This window comes from Streptomyces sp. NPDC002888, assembly GCF_042888465.1.
Lineage (GTDB): Bacteria > Actinomycetota > Actinomycetes > Streptomycetales > Streptomycetaceae > Streptomyces.
In genome coordinates, this window is the sequence record NZ_JBIAPU010000030.1 from 18,220 (window position 1) to 33,708 (window position 15,489).

At 70.2% G+C, this 15,489-nt stretch carries 13 protein-coding genes and 1 tRNA gene; 3 read left to right on the forward strand and 11 right to left on the reverse strand.

Annotation, left to right across the window (positions count from 1 at the left end; all coding sequences use genetic code 11):
* Positions 1-56: 56 nt before the first annotated feature.
* The 3 genes from ACFYWX_RS36825 to ACFYWX_RS36835 all read right to left on the reverse strand — a co-directional run bounded on the left by ACFYWX_RS36825 (position 57) and on the right by ACFYWX_RS36835 (position 5,217).
* Positions 57-1,889, reverse strand: a complete 1,833-nt coding sequence (locus ACFYWX_RS36825) for a sel1 repeat family protein (RefSeq protein ID WP_389429211.1) — start codon at positions 1,887-1,889, stop codon at positions 57-59.
* Between the two features lie 227 nt (positions 1,890-2,116).
* Positions 2,117-2,190, reverse strand: a tRNA-Met gene (locus ACFYWX_RS36830).
* A gap of 60 nt (positions 2,191-2,250) precedes the next feature.
* Complete coding sequence (locus ACFYWX_RS36835) at positions 2,251-5,217, reverse strand: UPF0182 family protein (RefSeq protein WP_389429325.1); 2,967 nt, start codon at positions 5,215-5,217, stop codon at positions 2,251-2,253.
* Between the two features lie 164 nt (positions 5,218-5,381).
* Between ACFYWX_RS36835 and ACFYWX_RS36840 the strand changes: the two genes are divergently transcribed.
* Entirely contained in the window at positions 5,382-5,927 is a 546-nt protein-coding gene (locus tag ACFYWX_RS36840; protein WP_389429212.1) for a PPA1309 family protein, read from the forward strand.
* Positions 5,928-6,000: 73 nt separating this feature from the next.
* Here ACFYWX_RS36840 and ACFYWX_RS36845 read toward each other — a convergent pair whose 3' ends face one another.
* The 4 genes from ACFYWX_RS36845 to ACFYWX_RS36860 all read right to left on the reverse strand — a co-directional run bounded on the left by ACFYWX_RS36845 (position 6,001) and on the right by ACFYWX_RS36860 (position 9,307).
* Positions 6,001-7,098 (reverse strand): PDZ domain-containing protein, encoded by a 1,098-nt coding sequence (locus tag ACFYWX_RS36845; protein WP_389429213.1) that lies wholly within the window; start codon positions 7,096-7,098, stop codon positions 6,001-6,003.
* Between the two features lie 72 nt (positions 7,099-7,170).
* A complete protein-coding gene (locus ACFYWX_RS36850) occupies positions 7,171-7,392 on the reverse strand; it encodes a hypothetical protein (protein ID WP_389429335.1) in 222 nt (73 codons plus the stop codon).
* 63 nt (positions 7,393-7,455) lie between these two features.
* Entirely contained in the window at positions 7,456-7,917 is a 462-nt protein-coding gene (locus tag ACFYWX_RS36855; protein WP_389429214.1) for a molybdenum cofactor biosynthesis protein MoaE, read from the reverse strand.
* A 277-nt stretch (positions 7,918-8,194) separates the two neighbouring features.
* Positions 8,195-9,307, reverse strand: coding sequence for an SDR family oxidoreductase (locus ACFYWX_RS36860; protein ID WP_389429215.1), 1,113 nt, complete (start codon positions 9,305-9,307; stop codon positions 8,195-8,197).
* 192 nt (positions 9,308-9,499) lie between these two features.
* Here ACFYWX_RS36860 and ACFYWX_RS36865 point away from each other — a divergent pair, with 192 nt between their 5' ends.
* Positions 9,500-10,933, forward strand: coding sequence for a zinc-dependent metalloprotease (locus ACFYWX_RS36865; RefSeq protein ID WP_389429216.1), 1,434 nt, complete (start codon positions 9,500-9,502; stop codon positions 10,931-10,933).
* Positions 10,930-11,445 (forward strand): NUDIX hydrolase, encoded by a 516-nt coding sequence (locus ACFYWX_RS36870; RefSeq protein ID WP_389429217.1) that lies wholly within the window; start codon positions 10,930-10,932, stop codon positions 11,443-11,445. The genes ACFYWX_RS36865 and ACFYWX_RS36870 overlap by 4 nt, the downstream gene beginning before the upstream one ends.
* A gap of 92 nt (positions 11,446-11,537) precedes the next feature.
* Here the strand turns inward: ACFYWX_RS36870 and ACFYWX_RS36875 are convergent, their stop codons facing one another.
* From ACFYWX_RS36875 to ACFYWX_RS36890, 4 genes are all read right to left on the reverse strand, one after another.
* Positions 11,538-12,293, reverse strand: coding sequence for an AIM24 family protein (locus ACFYWX_RS36875; RefSeq protein ID WP_389429218.1), 756 nt, complete (start codon positions 12,291-12,293; stop codon positions 11,538-11,540).
* Positions 12,294-12,311: 18 nt separating this feature from the next.
* Positions 12,312-12,992, reverse strand: a complete 681-nt coding sequence (locus tag ACFYWX_RS36880; protein WP_389429219.1) for an AIM24 family protein — start codon at positions 12,990-12,992, stop codon at positions 12,312-12,314.
* 11 nt (positions 12,993-13,003) lie between these two features.
* Complete coding sequence (locus ACFYWX_RS36885) at positions 13,004-14,677, reverse strand: TerD family protein (protein WP_389429220.1); 1,674 nt, start codon at positions 14,675-14,677, stop codon at positions 13,004-13,006.
* Positions 14,678-14,839: 162 nt separating this feature from the next.
* Positions 14,840-15,436, reverse strand: a complete 597-nt coding sequence (locus ACFYWX_RS36890; protein WP_389429221.1) for a M48 family metallopeptidase — start codon at positions 15,434-15,436, stop codon at positions 14,840-14,842.
* Positions 15,437-15,489 lie beyond the last annotated feature (53 nt).

Below are 15,489 nucleotides of genomic sequence, written 5' to 3' on the forward strand. Positions count from 1 at the left end.
ATGAATGCAACGTTACGTGAAGGACGCACAGAGAAGCAAATCGATTACCCGGCAGCTCACGCCGACAGCTCCTCCCGCAACGCGTCCCGCAACCGCGCCGCCCGCTCAGCCACCTCCGCCGGCCCCAGCCCGACCGCCCGATCGGCCCACCGCTGCCCCTCCGCCAGCTCACCCCGACGCGCGTAGACCAGGGCCAGCCGCAGCGCCGCCCGCCCATGCCCGGCGTCAGCCGCCCGCGTCCACCACACCGCCGCCTCCGGCTCACTCCCCTCCCGAGCCAGCAGCAGCCCCAGATTGAACGCCCCGTTCCGCGACCCGGCCTCGGCCGCATTCCGGTACCACCGAGCCGCCTCGACGACATCACCCCGCGCCGCGGCCAGCATCCCCACCCGCACCTGCGCCCGCCGATGCCCCTGGGAAGCCGCCCGCTCGTACCACTCCTCGCACTCGGTCTTCTCGTGCACCGACTCCCCGAGCTCATGGGTGGACGCCGGCGGTCGCCGCGCGTCCAGCACGGTGGCCAGCCGGTACGCCGCCTCCGCGCTGCCGCCCCCCGCCGCGCACCGCAGATGCCGCTCCGCCGCCTGCTCGTCCCCGTCCCGCAGCCGGGCCATCCCGACCTGCAACGCCGCCTCGGTGTGCCCGGCGGCAGCCGCCCGCTCGTACCAGCCGAGCGCGGCCTCGTCCTCACCGCGCCCCGCGTACAGGATCCCCAGGTTGAAGGCCGCGTCGACGCTGCCCGCCTCCGCCGCCTTGGAGAACCACGGCTCGGCGCCGGTCGTGTCCCCGCCCTGCAGCAGCAGGATCGCCAGCGCGTTCGCCGCCTCCTGGTGCCCGGCGTACGCCGCGCGCCGGTACCACTGCTCGGCGTGCGTGGTCCGGCCCTGCTCGGCGCAGAGCAGCGCGAGGTTGTACGCGCCGTTCACGTCGCCCGCGTCCATCGCGGCCCGGTACCAGCGCTCCGCGGTCTGCGTCTCGCCCCGCTCGGCGTGCAGCGCGCCCAGGGCGTTCGCCGCGTTGCCGTCGCCGTCCTGCGCGGCCCGCAGCCACCACACGGCGGCGCTCTCGCTGTCCCCGGCGTCCCGCAGCAGGAACCCGAGCGCGCAGGCGGCCCGCGCCTCCCCCTCCTTGGCGGAGGTCAGGTACCAGCGCCCGGCCTCCTTGAGCTCCCCGCGCTTCTCCAGGATCGTCCCGAGGTGCAGCGCGGCACGTCTGTGCCCGCGTGCGGCGGACTGCCGGTACCACTGCTCGGCTTCGTCCAGGAAGCCCTTGTCGTCGGCCCCGGCCTCGCCCGCACGCCCCGCTCTGCGGTCGAGCGCACGCGCCAGCCGGTAGGCCGCCTCACGGTGACCCCGCTCGGCCGCAGCCCGCATCCACCGCTCGGCCCGCTCGTCCCCGCGGTGCTCCAGCAGGTCGGCGAGCGCGTAGGCGCCGAGCGCGTGCCCCTGCTCGGCGGACTGGCGCAGCCAGTACTCGGCGGCCGGCTCGTCCCCGCGCTCGCGGTGGTGGCGGCCGAGGGCGTGTGCGGCCGCGGCGGAGCCGGCGACGGCGGCGATCCGCCACCATCCGGCGGCGTCGTCGGCGTAGCCCCGCTGGTGAAGGAGGACTCCCAGGTTGTTGGCCGCGGCCCGGTCACCGGCTGCGGTGGCGGCACGCAGATGGGGCTCGGCTGCGTCGAGATCGCCGCGGCGCAGCAACATGCTGCCGAGGACGCTCATCGCCTCGACGTCGCCGGCCTCCGCCGCGAGTCTCTGACGAACCTCCTCGGCTGCTTCCTCAGCCGCCTCCTCGGCGGTCTGCCCGGTTTCGTCCCGGATTTCCTCCCCCATGGAAGGCTGCACAAATCGCCCTGTCTCGAACAGAGTTGCCTTGTCCCCCATAACGTCCATCGTCGCACCACCTGCAACCTGGGTACACCTCGTATACCGCAGCCAGTGAGGTCACTTCAGCGTTTTGTCGACATGCCCACAGAGAGACAAGTCAAACACAGTTCGCTCAACTCCCCACAGCGGCACGACCGTCGGCGGGCGCGGCACATGCGTTCGCACATCACGAAGGCCCGGATCCTCTTGAGGATCCGGGCCTTCGCTGTCGCACGACTCGTCGTCGACTTCAGTAGCGGGGACAGGATTTGAACCTGCGACCTCTGGGTTATGAGCCCAGCGAGCTACCGAGCTGCTCCACCCCGCGCCGTTGTTCAACAACCGTATCACGGCGCGGGGGGCTTTCGATCACCTGCTGCTTTTCCGATCAGCCGCTGGGGCTGCTGCTCGGCTTACCGCTGGGACTGCTGCTCGGTTTGCCGCCGGGAGTGGCGCTCGGACTCGGGCTGCTGGTGCCCTTGCCACTGCCGGCCTTCTTGTCGGCCTCGGCCTGCGCGTCCTCGGCCCGCTGCAGCGCGTCCTCGAGGTCCTTCTGCGCCTCGCCGTACTTCGTCCAGTCCTTGGCCTCCAGGGCCTTCTGGCCGTCCTCGAAGGCCTTCTGGGCGTCGTTCAACGCCTCCTGGACCGTCGGGTTGTCCGACGCCGGCGGTGGCTTCGTACCGCCCTCGTCCGGTGGCTGGGGCGTCGCACCCTCCGCTCCGAAGACCTTGTTGAGGGCCTCGTCGAGCGTGTCCTCGAAGGCGGTGGTGCCGCCGTACGTCACCAACACCTTCCGCAGCAGCGGGTACTTGAGTCCACCACCGCGTACGTAGACAGGCTCCACGTACAGCAGTCCTCCGTCGAGGGGCACCGTCAGCAGGTTGCCGTACTCGACCTCCGAGTCGCCGCCTCTCAGCAGCCTGATGGACTCGGCGATGTCCTGTTCGGAGTTGAACTGGCTCTGGACCTGTTTGGGTCCGTCGACGGTGGTACTGGTCGGCAGTTTCAGAATTCTGATCTTGCCGTAGTCACCGGTGCCCGCCTCGGCGTCGACCGACATGAACGCACTGAGGTTGTCCCGGCCGTTCGGCGTGAACGTCGTCGTCAGCGAGAACGCCTGCTGCGCCTGGTCGGGCATCTTCATGCTCAGGTAGTACGGCGGCACCGCGTTGCCCGACTTGTTGGTCGGGTCGTCCGGCACCTGCCACACCTCGCTGCCGCTCAGGAACGTCGTCGCGTCCTTCACGTGGTAGCGGGAGAGTAGTTCGCGCTGGACCTTGAACAGGTCCTGCGGGTACCGGAGATGGGCCATCAGGGACGACGAGATGTCGGTCTTGGGCTTCACCGTGCCGGGGAAGGCCTTCATCCAGGTCTTCAGGACCGGGTCCTTGGTGTCCCACTGGTAGAGCTTGACGTCGCCGGTGTACGCGTCGACGGTCGCCTTCACCGAGTTGCGGATGTAGTTGACCTGGTTCTGCTGGGCCACCACCGCACGCGAGTTGTTGGTCGCGGTCAGCGAGTCGGCCGTCGTGTCACCGAGGGTCGTACGGGAGGCGTACGGATATCCGTTGGTGGTGGTGTAGGCGTCGACGATCCACTGAATCTTTCCGTTCACGACCGCCGGGTAGGCGTCACCGTCGATGGTCAGCCACGGAGCGACCGCCTCGACGCGCTCCTTCGGCGTGCGGTTGTACAGGATCCGCGAACCCTCGCCGATGGCACCGGAGTACAGGATCTGCGGCTCGCCGAACGCCACCGCGTACGCGGCCCGGTTGACGGGGTTGGAGAGGTTGACGCCGCTCTTGCCCGTGTAGGTGGTGGTCTTCTCGCCGTTGTCGTCGGAGTAGTCGATCTCCTTCTGGGGACCGCCGACGATCGAGTACGTCGACGTCTTCTCGCCGTAGTAGATCCGCTGCTGGTACGTCGGGAGGTCGCCCTTGGAGGGCAGGTCGGACTCGGTGAAGACCGGGCGGCCCTCGGCGTCGGCGGTCGCACCCTTGGCGGCGACCACGCCATAGCCGTGGGTGTAGCGGAAGTGGTTGTTGATCCAGTTCTGCTTGTCGACGCCGGCGAGGTTCAGCTCGCGCAGACCGATGACCGTGTCCTGGTCCTTGCCGTCCTTGCTGTAGCGGTCGACGTCCAGGTTGTTCGGGAACGCGTAGTACTTCCGCATCTGCTGGAGCTGCTGGAAGGTCGGCGAGACGATGTTCGGGTCCATGATGCGGATGCTCGCCGTGGCGTCGACGTCGTCGCGCAGCTTGGTCTTGTCCTCGGTGCTGCCCTTGCCCGAGTACTCGGTGACCTTGGCGCCGTCGATGCCGTACGCCTCACGCGTCGCCTTGAGGTTCTTCTCGACGTACGGCGCTTCCTTGGCCTGCTCGTTCGGCTGGACCTGGAACTTCTGCACGATCGCCGGGTACAGCCCGCCGATGAGGATCGCGGAGAGCACCATCAGGCCGAAGCCGATCACCGGCAGCTGCCAGGTGCGCCGCCACAGGGTGGCGAAGAACAGCAGGGCGCAGATCACGGCGATGCAGAACAGGATCGTCTTGGCCGGCAGGTAGGCGTTGGCGTCGACGTACCTCAGGCCGGTCCAGTTGTCCGTCGCCTTGAAGTCGCTGGACTTGACCGCGAGGCCGTACCGGTCGAGCCAGTACGCGACCGCCTTCAGGGCGACGAAGATGCCGAGCAGCACCGACAGGTGGCCGGTGGCCGCGGCGGTGGCGCGGGCGCCCGGGCTGGTGATGCGCAGCCCGCCGTAGAGGTAGTGGGTCAGCGCGGCGGCGATCACCGACAGGATCGCGGCGGCGAAGCCGAAGCCGAGCAGGAACCGGTACCAGGGCAGGTCGAAGGCGTAGAAGGAGACGTCGAGGTGGAACTGCGGGTCCTTCTGCCCGAAGGAGACGCCGTTGACCCACATCAGCCAGGTGCGCCACTGGCCGGACGCCGAGGCGCCGGCGATCAGGCCCACCAGGGCGGTGATCCCGAGCAGCAGCCACTTCTTGTACGGCGCGATGCCCATGCGGTACCGGTCGAGGCTCTGCTGCTCCATCGACATCGCGCTCAGCGGCGGGCGCAGCCGGTGGGCCAGCCAGATGTTGAAGCCGACCGCGAGGGCCATCAGCAGACCGAAGACGAAGAAGAGCCCGATCTTGGTCCACAGCGTGGTCGTGAAGACGGAGGAGTACTTCACCGAGCGGTACCAGAGCCAGTCCGTCCAGAAGCCCGCGAACATGGTGAACGCCATGCCGAGTACGGCAAGGACGCCGAGCGTCATGAGCAGGGTCCGGACACGCCGGGACGGGCGGCCCACTCTCATCCGCGGCCCTGTCGGGCCTCCGCCGCGGTCCGGCATCTGGAAAGCCAAGGTGCGCCCCTCGAAGTTCGCTGTCGATTCGTCAGGTCCGCGTGTTCGTGGACCGTCCGTGGCCCCCCGTGATCGTGGGCCCACACCTATGCAACTTACTCACCGTTTACTCGGTTCCCGATTCCGGGTGGGAACGAGGCAGGATTGTGACCATGTCCAACACTCCCATGGCAGCGAGCCCACTCACCCGGGCCGTACTCGAGATCGACGAGTACGCCTCCGGCCTCGGCTGGGACCAGCCCGCCCGCCTCTTCGCCCTCGTCGACACCGCACGGCTGCGGGTCCAGGAACCCGCGCTCGCGGCCCAGCTCGGTCTGGGGGACGACGAGAAAGAGACCGCCGGTCTCACCCCGATCGAGCAGGACGAAGTTCCAACGGACAAGGCGCTCGACGAGTTCCTGGGCACGATCGCCTGGCCCGACGCGGTGGTCGGCTGTGCCCTCACCGTGGAGCGCCTGATGCTGCCGCCGTCCGCCGAGGCCCAGGTCCCGGAGGGACTGAACGAGAAGAAGCTCGCTCAGTGGGTCGCCGAGCACCCCGACCGCCAGGAGGTCCGCATGACGGTCGCGGTCCTGCGGGACGGCGCGCGAGATTCGGCCCTGCGCCTGCGTGAGAAGGACGCCCCCACGGAGGTCCTCACCGGCTCCGACCTGGTACCAAGCCTCGCGCAGGCGCTGGCGGCCACCTTCGACGACTGAGGACTTCGGGTACGACGACGGAGGTGCTCCTTGTGGTGAGGAGCACCTCCGTCGCCGTACGCAGGCCTGCCGGTCAGCCCTTGGTGGTGCACTTCGGCAGGCCGGCGGTGTCACCGTCGCGGATGTCCTTGAGGGCGCCGAGGGCGTCCTCGATGGTGTTCACCTTGACCAGCGTCAGGCCCGCGGGGGTGTCCTTGGCGGCGGACGCGCAGTTGTCGGCGGGCGTGAGGAAGTACTGGGCGCCCTTGCTGCGCGCGCCGACGGTCTTCATCTCGATGCCGCCGATCGGTCCGACCTTGCCGTCGTCGTCGATCGTCCCGGTGCCCGCGACGAACTTGCCGCCGGTGAGGTCGCCCGGGGTGAGCTTGTCGTAGATCCCGAGCGAGAACATCAGACCGGCGCTCGGTCCGCCGACGTCGGCGAGCTTGATGTCGATGGTGAACGGGAACGTGTGGTCGGTCCCGGCGGAGATCCCGACGATGGCGCGCTTGGCACCCTCGTCGTTCGAGGTCGTGGTGGTGATCTTGACGTCCTCGGTACGGGTCGGCGTCTTGTTCTGCTTCTCCGCGGCGGCCTGCTCCTTGGCCGGCACGATCGTGAAGACGACGTCGTCACCGGGCTTGTGCTCGGTCACCAGCTTGGCGACGTCGTCGGGCACCTTGACCGCCGTACCGTCCACCGCCTTGATCACGTCACCCGCGTGCAGCTTGCCCTCGGCCGGTGTCCCCTTGCCGACGGTGGAGACGATCACCCAGGACTTCACCGGGACGCCGAGTTCCTTCAGGGCGGCGACCTTGGCGCTCTCCTGGGACTGGCTGAACTCCTCGGCGTTCTCCTGGGTGGACTGCTCCTCGGTCTTGCCGTCCGGGTAGAGGGTGTTGTGCGGCACGACCTTGTTGTCGTGCGCGAGCCACCCGTAGACGGCCTCGACGAGGTTCATCCGGTAGTCGGCGCTGGTGACCCGCACGGTGGTCATGTTGAGGTGGCCGCTCGCCGCGTATGTCTTGCGCCCGGAGATCTGCAGCACCGGCTCGCCGTCGTGATCGCCGAGCGTGTTCACCGTGGGCCCCGGGGACATCTCCGAGTACGGCACGGGGATGAACACTCCCGCGCACAAAAGCGCGATCAGCATCAGGGTGGAGGCGAGCATCGTCGCGGTGCGGCGTGGCATGCCTCGACAGTACGGGACGGTTCTGTCAGCGCACCGTCAGGGCCGCCCCCCGGTGGCCCCCGTCCGGCGCCGTCACGTGCCGGAGTGGGGCTTCTCCATGGCAGCACGGAAACGGGCGTATCCGTCGAGCTCCGGACCGTCGCCGCGAGCCTTGCGGGTCCGGTTCGCCCAACTCCCCCACGCTCCGGCGCCGATCGCAGCCATCAGCGGAATCAGCAACCAGGCGAGCGCCGCCATACCGACCTCCCAACCCCGATTGAGCGACCGCAACTGACTGATCAGCAGATTAACCATCCGCACTGACAACGCTCATGCCAGGGGTGCGGTTACGCAACCGGAGGGATGCCTGTGGCCGGCTCAGCAGGCGCCGACCCACTCCTCCGTGCCGTCGGAGAACTTCTGGTGCTTCCAGATCGGCACCTCGTGCTTGAGGTCGTCGATCAGCTTCCGGCATGCCTCGAAGGCCTCGCCCCGGTGTGGGCACGACACACCGACGACCACGGCGAGGTCACCGACCTTCAGGTCCCCCACGCGGTGCACGGCCGCCAGCGCCCGCACCGGGTACGCGGCGACCACCTTCTCCGCGATCCGCCGCATCTCGGCCTCGGCACTGGGGTGACACGAATACCCGAGCTCGTCGACGTCGGCACCCTCGTCGTGGTTCCGCACGGTCCCCACGAACAACGCGGTCCCCCCGGCGGCGTCGTCCCCGACGGCCCGGAAGACCTCGTCCACGGAGAGGGGCGTCTCCCGAATTCCGATGAGCTTGACGGGATCCTCGGCGACCTGCTCGCCCGGGTGATCGTTCCTGGATGCCATGGGTCCATCGTGCCGCACGCGCGCGAGGAGGGGTAATAGCACTATCACCAGGCACGCGCGGGCGCCCGTTTGGAGCGCGTCCTACAGGCGGCACTCAGCACGTCGTCCCTCCCCGCGGGCAGTCGTGCCTCCCCCAGTGCCTTGAGGGCCTGGGAGGTGCCCCCAGGCGGCACGGGTGGGCGCGGACGGCCCCCGTCAGCGCCGGGCTGCGCGACCCGCCCCCGCCCAGCCCGAGCGCCGGGCACCTCCTCGAGGAACGCCCAGGACAGCGCCGCCCTCAGATCCGCCGCCGAGCCTTCCGAACCCTGCGCACCACAGCCGCCGTACCCAACAACGCGACCGTCGCCCCCGCGGCCCCCGCGGCCGTCGCGTCCTTCCGCCCCAACCGCCGCCCCGCGACCGTATGTCTCCCGGAGACCTCCTCCAGCAGCTCCGCGAGCACCTCCTCGTTGGTCCACTGCGGCCGCCACCCCGCGTCGTGCAGCCGGCTCCCACTCACCACCCAGGGATACATCGTGTAGGCCAGATCCCCCGCCGGAGACGGCGTGAGCCCGATCCGGTGCAACCGAGCCGCCGCACCCAGCGCCACAGCCGACGGCAGCTCCATCCGCCGGATCCCGCTGAGCTCCTCGACCTCCTCCTGCTCCAGCCACCCGTCACACCCGACGGCCAGCTCCCCCTCGACCTTCTCCAGGACGGCGTACTCCAGCGCCCCCACCAGATCCTCGACATGACAGAACTGCCAGGCCGGCCGCGACCCGGCCACCACGAGCAGCCGAGGCGACTCGAAATACCTGGTCAGCGCGGTGTCCGTGCCCCCGACCAGCACCGCCGGCCGCACCACGGTGACATTGAGCCCGGGATGCGCCCGCGGAGCCCGCCGCGCGAGTCGCTCGATCTCCAGGAGGTCCCCGACCCCGGTCGCCTCCGCGGTCGCCCGCAGCTCCGCGTCCTCGGACAGCGGCAGCTCGTTGTCCGGCAGCGCCCCGTAGACCATCGAAGACGTGCACAGCACCACGCGGTGCACGCCGACCGCGGCCGCGGCCGTGAGCACGGTCTGCGTCCCCCGCACGTTGTAGGCCGTCCGGGCGGAAGCGTCGGACCCCAGGTCCAGGTCGAGCGCCAGATGCACCACGGCGTCCGCGCCCCGCAGCTTCTCGGCGATGGCCGGATCACGCACGTCGAGAATGTGCCACTGTGCGGCCGCGCACTCGCCCCTGCGCTCGTCGATGGCGATGACCTGCTTGACCTCCTCCGACGCGGCGAGCCGCTCGGTCAGCAGCGCGCCGACGCCGGACGCGGCACCGGTGACCGCGATGACGGGCCCGCGGATGGCCGGACTGGTTGAGGGGTTTCGCGCTGCGCGAACCTGCGGATCTGGGGAACTCACCGGGCGTCTCCAGCGGTTGTCTTCAGTACGAGCGCGAGTGACGCGTACGTACCAGGTGGCATCCATCCTGCCGCAGGCCGTGACTCGGCGACGCACCGAGGCCCGAACGGCTCGTGGTGTCTACGCTGGGTGGTGTTGTCGGGCAGTCGCGCCGTCGGAGAGAACCGGCGGCCTTACCAGCCGAGGATTCCCGTGAGTGACACCCCATTCGGATTCGGCCTTCCGCCGGAGGAGCCGGACGACGGCGACGAGGGCAAGAAGAAGGACCAGCAGAGCGGTGGTGGTCAGGGACCTGCCAACCCGTTCGGTTTCGGCGGTCTGCCCGGTGCCGGAGGCTTTGGCGGCCCCGGCGCGGACAACCCGCTCGCTGCCATGTTCGGTTCCCTGAACCCCACCGACCTGGGCGCCGCGTTCCAGCAGCTGGGCCAGATGCTCTCCTACGAGGGCGGCCCGGTGAACTGGGACATGGCCAAGCAGATCGCCCGCCAGACGGTCTCCCAGGGGACCGCCGACGGCACCAAGGACGCCAGTGTCGGCGCCTCCGAACGCACCGCGGTCCAGGAGGCCGTCCGCCTGGCCGACCTGTGGCTGGACGACGCGACGTCCCTGCCGTCCGGTGCCGCCTCCACGGTCGCGTGGAGCCGCGCGGAGTGGGTTGAGGCGACCCTGCCCGCGTGGAAGGAGCTCGTCGACCCGGTCGCCGAGCGCGTCGGCGCGGCCATGGGTGACGTCCTGCCGGAGGAGATGCAGGCAATGGCCGGCCCGCTGATCGGCATGATGCGCTCGATGGGCGGCGCCATGTTCGGCACGCAGATCGGGCAGGCCGTGGGCGTCCTCGCGGGCGAGGTCGTCGGATCGACCGACATCGGCCTGCCGCTCGGCCCGGCCGGGAAGGCCGCCCTGCTCCCGGTGAACGTCGAGGCGTTCGGCAAGGACCTGGGCGTGTCGCAGGACGAGGTGCGGCTGTACCTCGCTCTGCGCGAGGCCGCCCACCAGCGCCTGTTCGCGCACGTGCCGTGGCTGCGCTCGCACCTGTTCGGCGCGGTCGAGGGATACGCGCGCGGGATCAAGGTCGACACGGCCAAGCTGGAGGACGTGGTCGGCCAGTTCGACCCGCAGAATCCGGAGCAGTTGCAGGACGCCCTCCAGCAGGGCATGTTCCAGCCCGAGGACACGCCCGAGCAGAAGGCCGCCCTGGCCCGTCTGGAGACGGCCCTGGCTCTGGTCGAGGGCTGGGTGGACGCGGTGGTCCACGCGGCCGCGAAGCCGCGTCTGTCGTCGGCGGACGCGCTGCGCGAGACGCTGCGCCGCCGTCGTGCCACGGGCGGTCCGGCGGAGCAGACGTTCGCCACGCTGATCGGTCTGGAACTGCGCCCGCGCCGGCTGCGCGACGCCTCCCGTCTGTGGGCCTCCCTCACCGACGCGCGCGGTGTCGACGGCCGTGACGGCCTGTGGGCCCACCCGGACATGCTGCCGACGGCGTCCGACCTGGACGACCCGGACGGTTTCGTCCACCGCGAGCAGCTGGACTTCTCCGAGCTGGACAAGATGCTCGGCGAGGCGGCGGACAAGCCCGACCTGAGGAAGAAGGACGAGGGCGACAGCAAGGGCGACGACACCGAGTGAGCCTCCACGACGACGCGGTCCTCGTACTGAAGGGCTACGAGGACCAGGGAGAGCTGCGCCAGACCTATCTGGACCACCTGGCGGAGCACCCCGACGGCATGTGGAAGGCCTGCGCCGACGGGCACATCACGGCGAGCGCGCTGGTGATCGACCCCGAGCGGGGCCGGGTCCTGCTGACTCTCCACAAGAAGTTGCGGATGTGGCTCCAGATGGGCGGCCACTGCGAGCCGGGCGACGCCACACTGGCGTCGGCGGCCCTGCGGGAGGGGACCGAGGAGTCGGGCATCGCCGGGCTCACGCTGCTGCCCGGCGGCCCGGTGCGGCTCGACCGGCATCTGACGCCCTGCGCCTGGCATCTGGACGTGCAGTACGCGGCGCTCGCTCCGGCCGGGGCCGTGGAGACCATCAGCGACGAGTCCCTGGACCTGCGGTGGTTCGCCTACGGCGAGGTGGCGGACGTCGCGGACGACTCGGTCGTACGCCTGCTGGAGGCGACCCGGGCAAGGCTCTGAACGCGGTTCCCCGCGCCCCGTCAGGGGCGCGGGGAACTGCGCGACCGGCCACAGATGTTCCGCAGCCGGCTCACGACCTGCCGGCGGAGCGATCAGCTCCAGACGTTGCCCTGGTTCTGCCCGCGGGCCCCGTTCTGGCCCATGCCGTACTGCGCGGCCAGGCCGGAGCCGATCTGGGCGTTCTGCGGCGGCAGCAGCTCACTCGGCTGGACCAGTGCGAAGCCGGTGCCCATGAAGCTGAGCTCCCAGCCCTCACCGGTGTTGCCGCGCCGCCGCCACACCCCGGACGAGTGCGTCTGGGCCTGCATCTGCACGCGCAGCCCGGTGGACCAGGCGACGATGGCGTCGGCGTCGCAGTTGACGTACTTGTCGGGCGTGACCTGCATCATCAGCGGCGCGCCCGAGGTCATCAGGGCGACCCTGCCGCGGCCGGTGATGTTGAGCTGGTACTTCCCTGAGCCGGAGATGCCGTACAGGCTGTCGACGGCGATGACCTCGTGGTGCAGCGAGGAGTCCATCGCGAGGACGTAGCTGCTGTCGACCGTCAGCCCGTCCTGCTCCACGTCCACCAGGTGGACGTGCTGCTTGAGGTTGGCGAGGTAGACCGTGCCCTGCCCGTGGCAGCGCATCAGGTCGAGGCCCTCACCGGTGTGCGCACGCGCGCGTCCCTGCTGGTTGCTCTGGTACTCGGCGTCGAACTCGACGAGGCCCTGGTAGGCCACCATGGTGCCCTTGCGGGCGAGGATGTCGTCGTGACCCTCCAGGGTGACGCGGAGCATCTGCTTGTTCTGCAGGCTCCAGCGCTCCTGGGTCTGCTGGTCGTTGTAGGCGAAAAGCGGGCTCTGCATGGCGTTTCTGGCTCCCCCTCAGCCCCGGACCCGGAGGCGGTCGGTGCTGTCCTCGCTGGGCTGGACGACGACGATGCCCTCACCGGAGAAGGCCATCTGGTAGGCCTCGCCGCTGCCCCGGCCGATCAGCGACTGCGCCTTGAAGCTGCGCTTGCCCTTGACCTTGAGGTTGGGGGACCAGGCGACGAGCGCGTCGGGGTCGACGTACGTCTCGTTCTCGCCGCCGCCGCAGTCGACGACGATGGGCTTGCCCCGGGAGGTCAGCGCGACCCAGCCCTGCCCGGAGATCTTGGTGTTCCACAGGCCCTGCCCGGCGAACTTCGCCAGGCCCTTCACCCGCTCGACGCCCCAGGTGAGGTGCGCGTCGAAGGCGAGCAGGTTGGTGGCGTTGACGGAGATACCGTCGCCGTTGAGGTTGATCACGACGACGTTCGCCCCGTAGTCGGCGAGGTAGAGCAGGCCGTCGCCGGTGCACTTCATCAAGGGCGCGCCCTCGCCGGTCATCCAGTCCTTCGCGATCTGGCGCACGGCCGGCGGGTTGGGCTCGTACTGGACGAACCCTTCGTAGGCGACCATCGAGCCCACGCGCGCGAAGAGGTCGTTTCCGGTCTGCATGGCGACCTTCAGCATGTGGTTGCCGTGGTTCTCCATGCGGGCGGTGACGGGTGCGGGGGCATAGCCCGCGAGCGGCTGGTTCATGACGGGCTCCCTCAGACCTCGTACGGCTGGACGACGATGAAGTTGCCGGGCGCGCCCCGGAACTGGAGGTTGACGCTCTCACCGGTGTCGCCCGGGTAGGCGTTACGGCGCATCCGCACCTGGCTGGAGACGACGACCTGGGAGGCGGCCGACCAGGCGACCACGGCGTTGCAGTCGGCGAAGGTCGTCGGGGTGACGGGCAGCACGACGGGCGTGCCGTGAGTCTTCACGACGATCGTGCCGGTCCCCTGGAACAGCATCGTGAACAGCGCGCCGCCCGGGATGCCGTGGCCCTCGATGCGGCGGACCTCGTACTGGAGGCTCTCGTCGAAGGCGAGGACGTTCTCGGCGGAGACGCAGATGCCGTCGCCCTGGAGCTCGATGGGGTGCAGCATCGTGGAGTTCTCGGCGAGGAAGACCTGTCCCTGGCCGGTGCAGCGCATCAGCTGCATCTCCTGGCCGGTCGCGTTGCCCACGATCCGGCCGGAGAAACCGGCGCCCTTGTAGCTGAAGTCGACCTTGCCCTGGTAGAGCACCATGCTGCCCTGGCGGGCCAGCACGGGCTGACCGCCGATGCCGAGGTCGACGCGGACGAGCTTCTTGTTCTGCTGCGTCCAGCGCTGTCCGGTCGGCGTCTCCTTGAACTGCTGGAGCGCGGCGGTGACACCGGCGCCCTGGGGCGCGCCCTGCGGCACTCCGTAACCGCCGGTCTGCTGGCCGGGGACCTGCCCGAAGGGGGGCTGCTGCCCGTAGCCCGGCGGGGGCGTCGGCTGCTGTCCGTAGCTGGGCGGGGGCGTCGGGGCCTGGGGTGCCTGAGGCTGGGCGTAGCCCGGGGGCGGCGGGGCGCTCGGGGCGGGGGCATGGCCGTACGGCTGCTGGGGCGGCTGGCCATAGGGAGCGGGGGCGGGAGCCGGGGGCGGCACCGGGGCGCTGCCGGGCGGGGTCATGGGCGCGATGATGGTCGGCGCGGCGTGCACGGGCGTGGGCGCGGGGGGCGGAGTGGCGCCGGGCGGAGGCGCGAAGCCCTGTGCGGCGGGCTGCGGCTGCTGCGGGGCAGGCGCGGGGGCCGGGGCCGGGGTGGCCGGGGCGCCGAACGCGGGCGGGGCGAAGCCGGGAGCGGCGCCGGCCTGCTGCTGCGGGGCCGCGGGGGTCTCCTCCTCGGCCACCTCACCGCCGAAGTTCTTCAGCAGCGCGTCGAGGCCGCCGTCGAAGCCCTGTCCGACGGCCGCGAACCGCCAGACGTCCTTGAGGTAGAAGTCGCCCAGCATCACGGCCCGCTCCGTGGAGAACTCAGAGCCGTCGAAGGAGTACCGGGCCACCTCCTCGCCGCCTGCGACGATGCGGATGTATCCGGGGCCGACCTGCGAGAGCTGACCGGCGCCGTCGAGGGTCGCCGTGAACGACAGCTTCTGGATCTGCGCCGGGATCCGGTCGAGGGTGACCCGGAACGACTCCGTGTCGCCCGCCTGCGCACCCAGGAGCTGGATGGACTCCTCGGGGGACTTCGGCTGGTTGAAGAAGATGAAGTACCGGTCGTCCGAGAGCCGTTCGTCGGCGTCCAGACCGAAGCAGCTGATGTCGAAGGTCAGCCCGGGGCCGGAGATCTGCACGCCTACGTACAGATCCGTGCCCGCGGTGAGGTCACTGATCCTGGCCTTGTGGCCGCGTTGGAATTCCCTGGCCATGCGTAACGACCGTCCCCCATCCCGAATGTGAGTGCGTCGCGCAAGGCTAACGGCAAACTCGGACATCGCACGAAGTCGGTACAGACCCGGTACACAACCCGCGATCAGCGGCGACACGGGCGAAAGCCGAGCGCGGGACGACGTGCCCACGCGCGCGTGACGTCAGTCGTCGCGCGCGCCGGGCGGATCAGGCAGCCGGTCGGCGGCGACCACCCCCTCGAGGTAACCGCGGGCCCGCTCGGTCCGCGGATACGCCTCGAGCAGCCGCCAGAAACGCGGCCCGTGTCCGGGCACGAGCAGATGCGCGAGCTCGTGCAGGAGGACGTAGTCGATGACGTACTCGGGCATGCCCTGGAGCCGGTGCGAGAGGCGGATACTGCCCTCGGCCGGGGTGCACGAGCCCCAGCGGGTGTTCTGGTTGGTGACCCAGCGCACCGAGGTGGGCCGGGCCCGCCCGGCGAAGTACTGGGCCGACAGCCGCTCGGCGCGCTCGGCCAGCTCGGAGTCGCCGAGCGCCCGCTTGCTCTCCTGGGCGGCCAGCTTGTCGAGCATGACGCTCACCCAGCGTTGCTCCTCCGCCTCGGACATTCGGGCAGGGATGAGCACGACGGTGCGATCGCCCTCGCGGTACGCGGAGACCGTCCGGCGGCGCCGGGCACTCCTGCGCACCTCGATCGCGCTCGCCCCCGAGCCGCTGGGCGGCTGGCTCGTCGCGCTGCGCTGTGGCGTTCCGGCGCTGTGCAGAGGTTCGGCGGGCACGCCCCGACGTTACCCGCTGCACACGGGGAAGTCCCGGTCCGGAATGTTTCGAT

Excerpts from the sequence above, each read along its gene's own strand:
- ACFYWX_RS36880 (WP_389429219.1), bottom strand. The coding sequence starts at position 12,992 with ATGAACCAGCCGCTCGCGGGCTATGCCCCCGCACCCGTCACCGCCCGC.
- ACFYWX_RS36840 (WP_389429212.1), top strand. The coding sequence starts at position 5,382 with ATGTCCAACACTCCCATGGCAGCGAGCCCACTCACCCGGGCCGTACTC.
- ACFYWX_RS36855 (WP_389429214.1), bottom strand. The coding sequence starts at position 7,917 with ATGGCATCCAGGAACGATCACCCGGGCGAGCAGGTCGCCGAGGATCCC.
- ACFYWX_RS36850 (WP_389429335.1), bottom strand. The coding sequence starts at position 7,392 with ATGGTTAATCTGCTGATCAGTCAGTTGCGGTCGCTCAATCGGGGTTGG.
- ACFYWX_RS36875 (WP_389429218.1), bottom strand. The coding sequence starts at position 12,293 with ATGCAGAGCCCGCTTTTCGCCTACAACGACCAGCAGACCCAGGAGCGC.
- ACFYWX_RS36835 (WP_389429325.1), bottom strand. The coding sequence starts at position 5,217 with ATGCCGGACCGCGGCGGAGGCCCGACAGGGCCGCGGATGAGAGTGGGC.
- ACFYWX_RS36885 (WP_389429220.1), bottom strand. The coding sequence starts at position 14,677 with ATGGCCAGGGAATTCCAACGCGGCCACAAGGCCAGGATCAGTGACCTC.
- ACFYWX_RS36845 (WP_389429213.1), bottom strand. The coding sequence starts at position 7,098 with ATGCCACGCCGCACCGCGACGATGCTCGCCTCCACCCTGATGCTGATC.
- ACFYWX_RS36825 (WP_389429211.1), bottom strand. The coding sequence starts at position 1,889 with ATGGACGTTATGGGGGACAAGGCAACTCTGTTCGAGACAGGGCGATTT.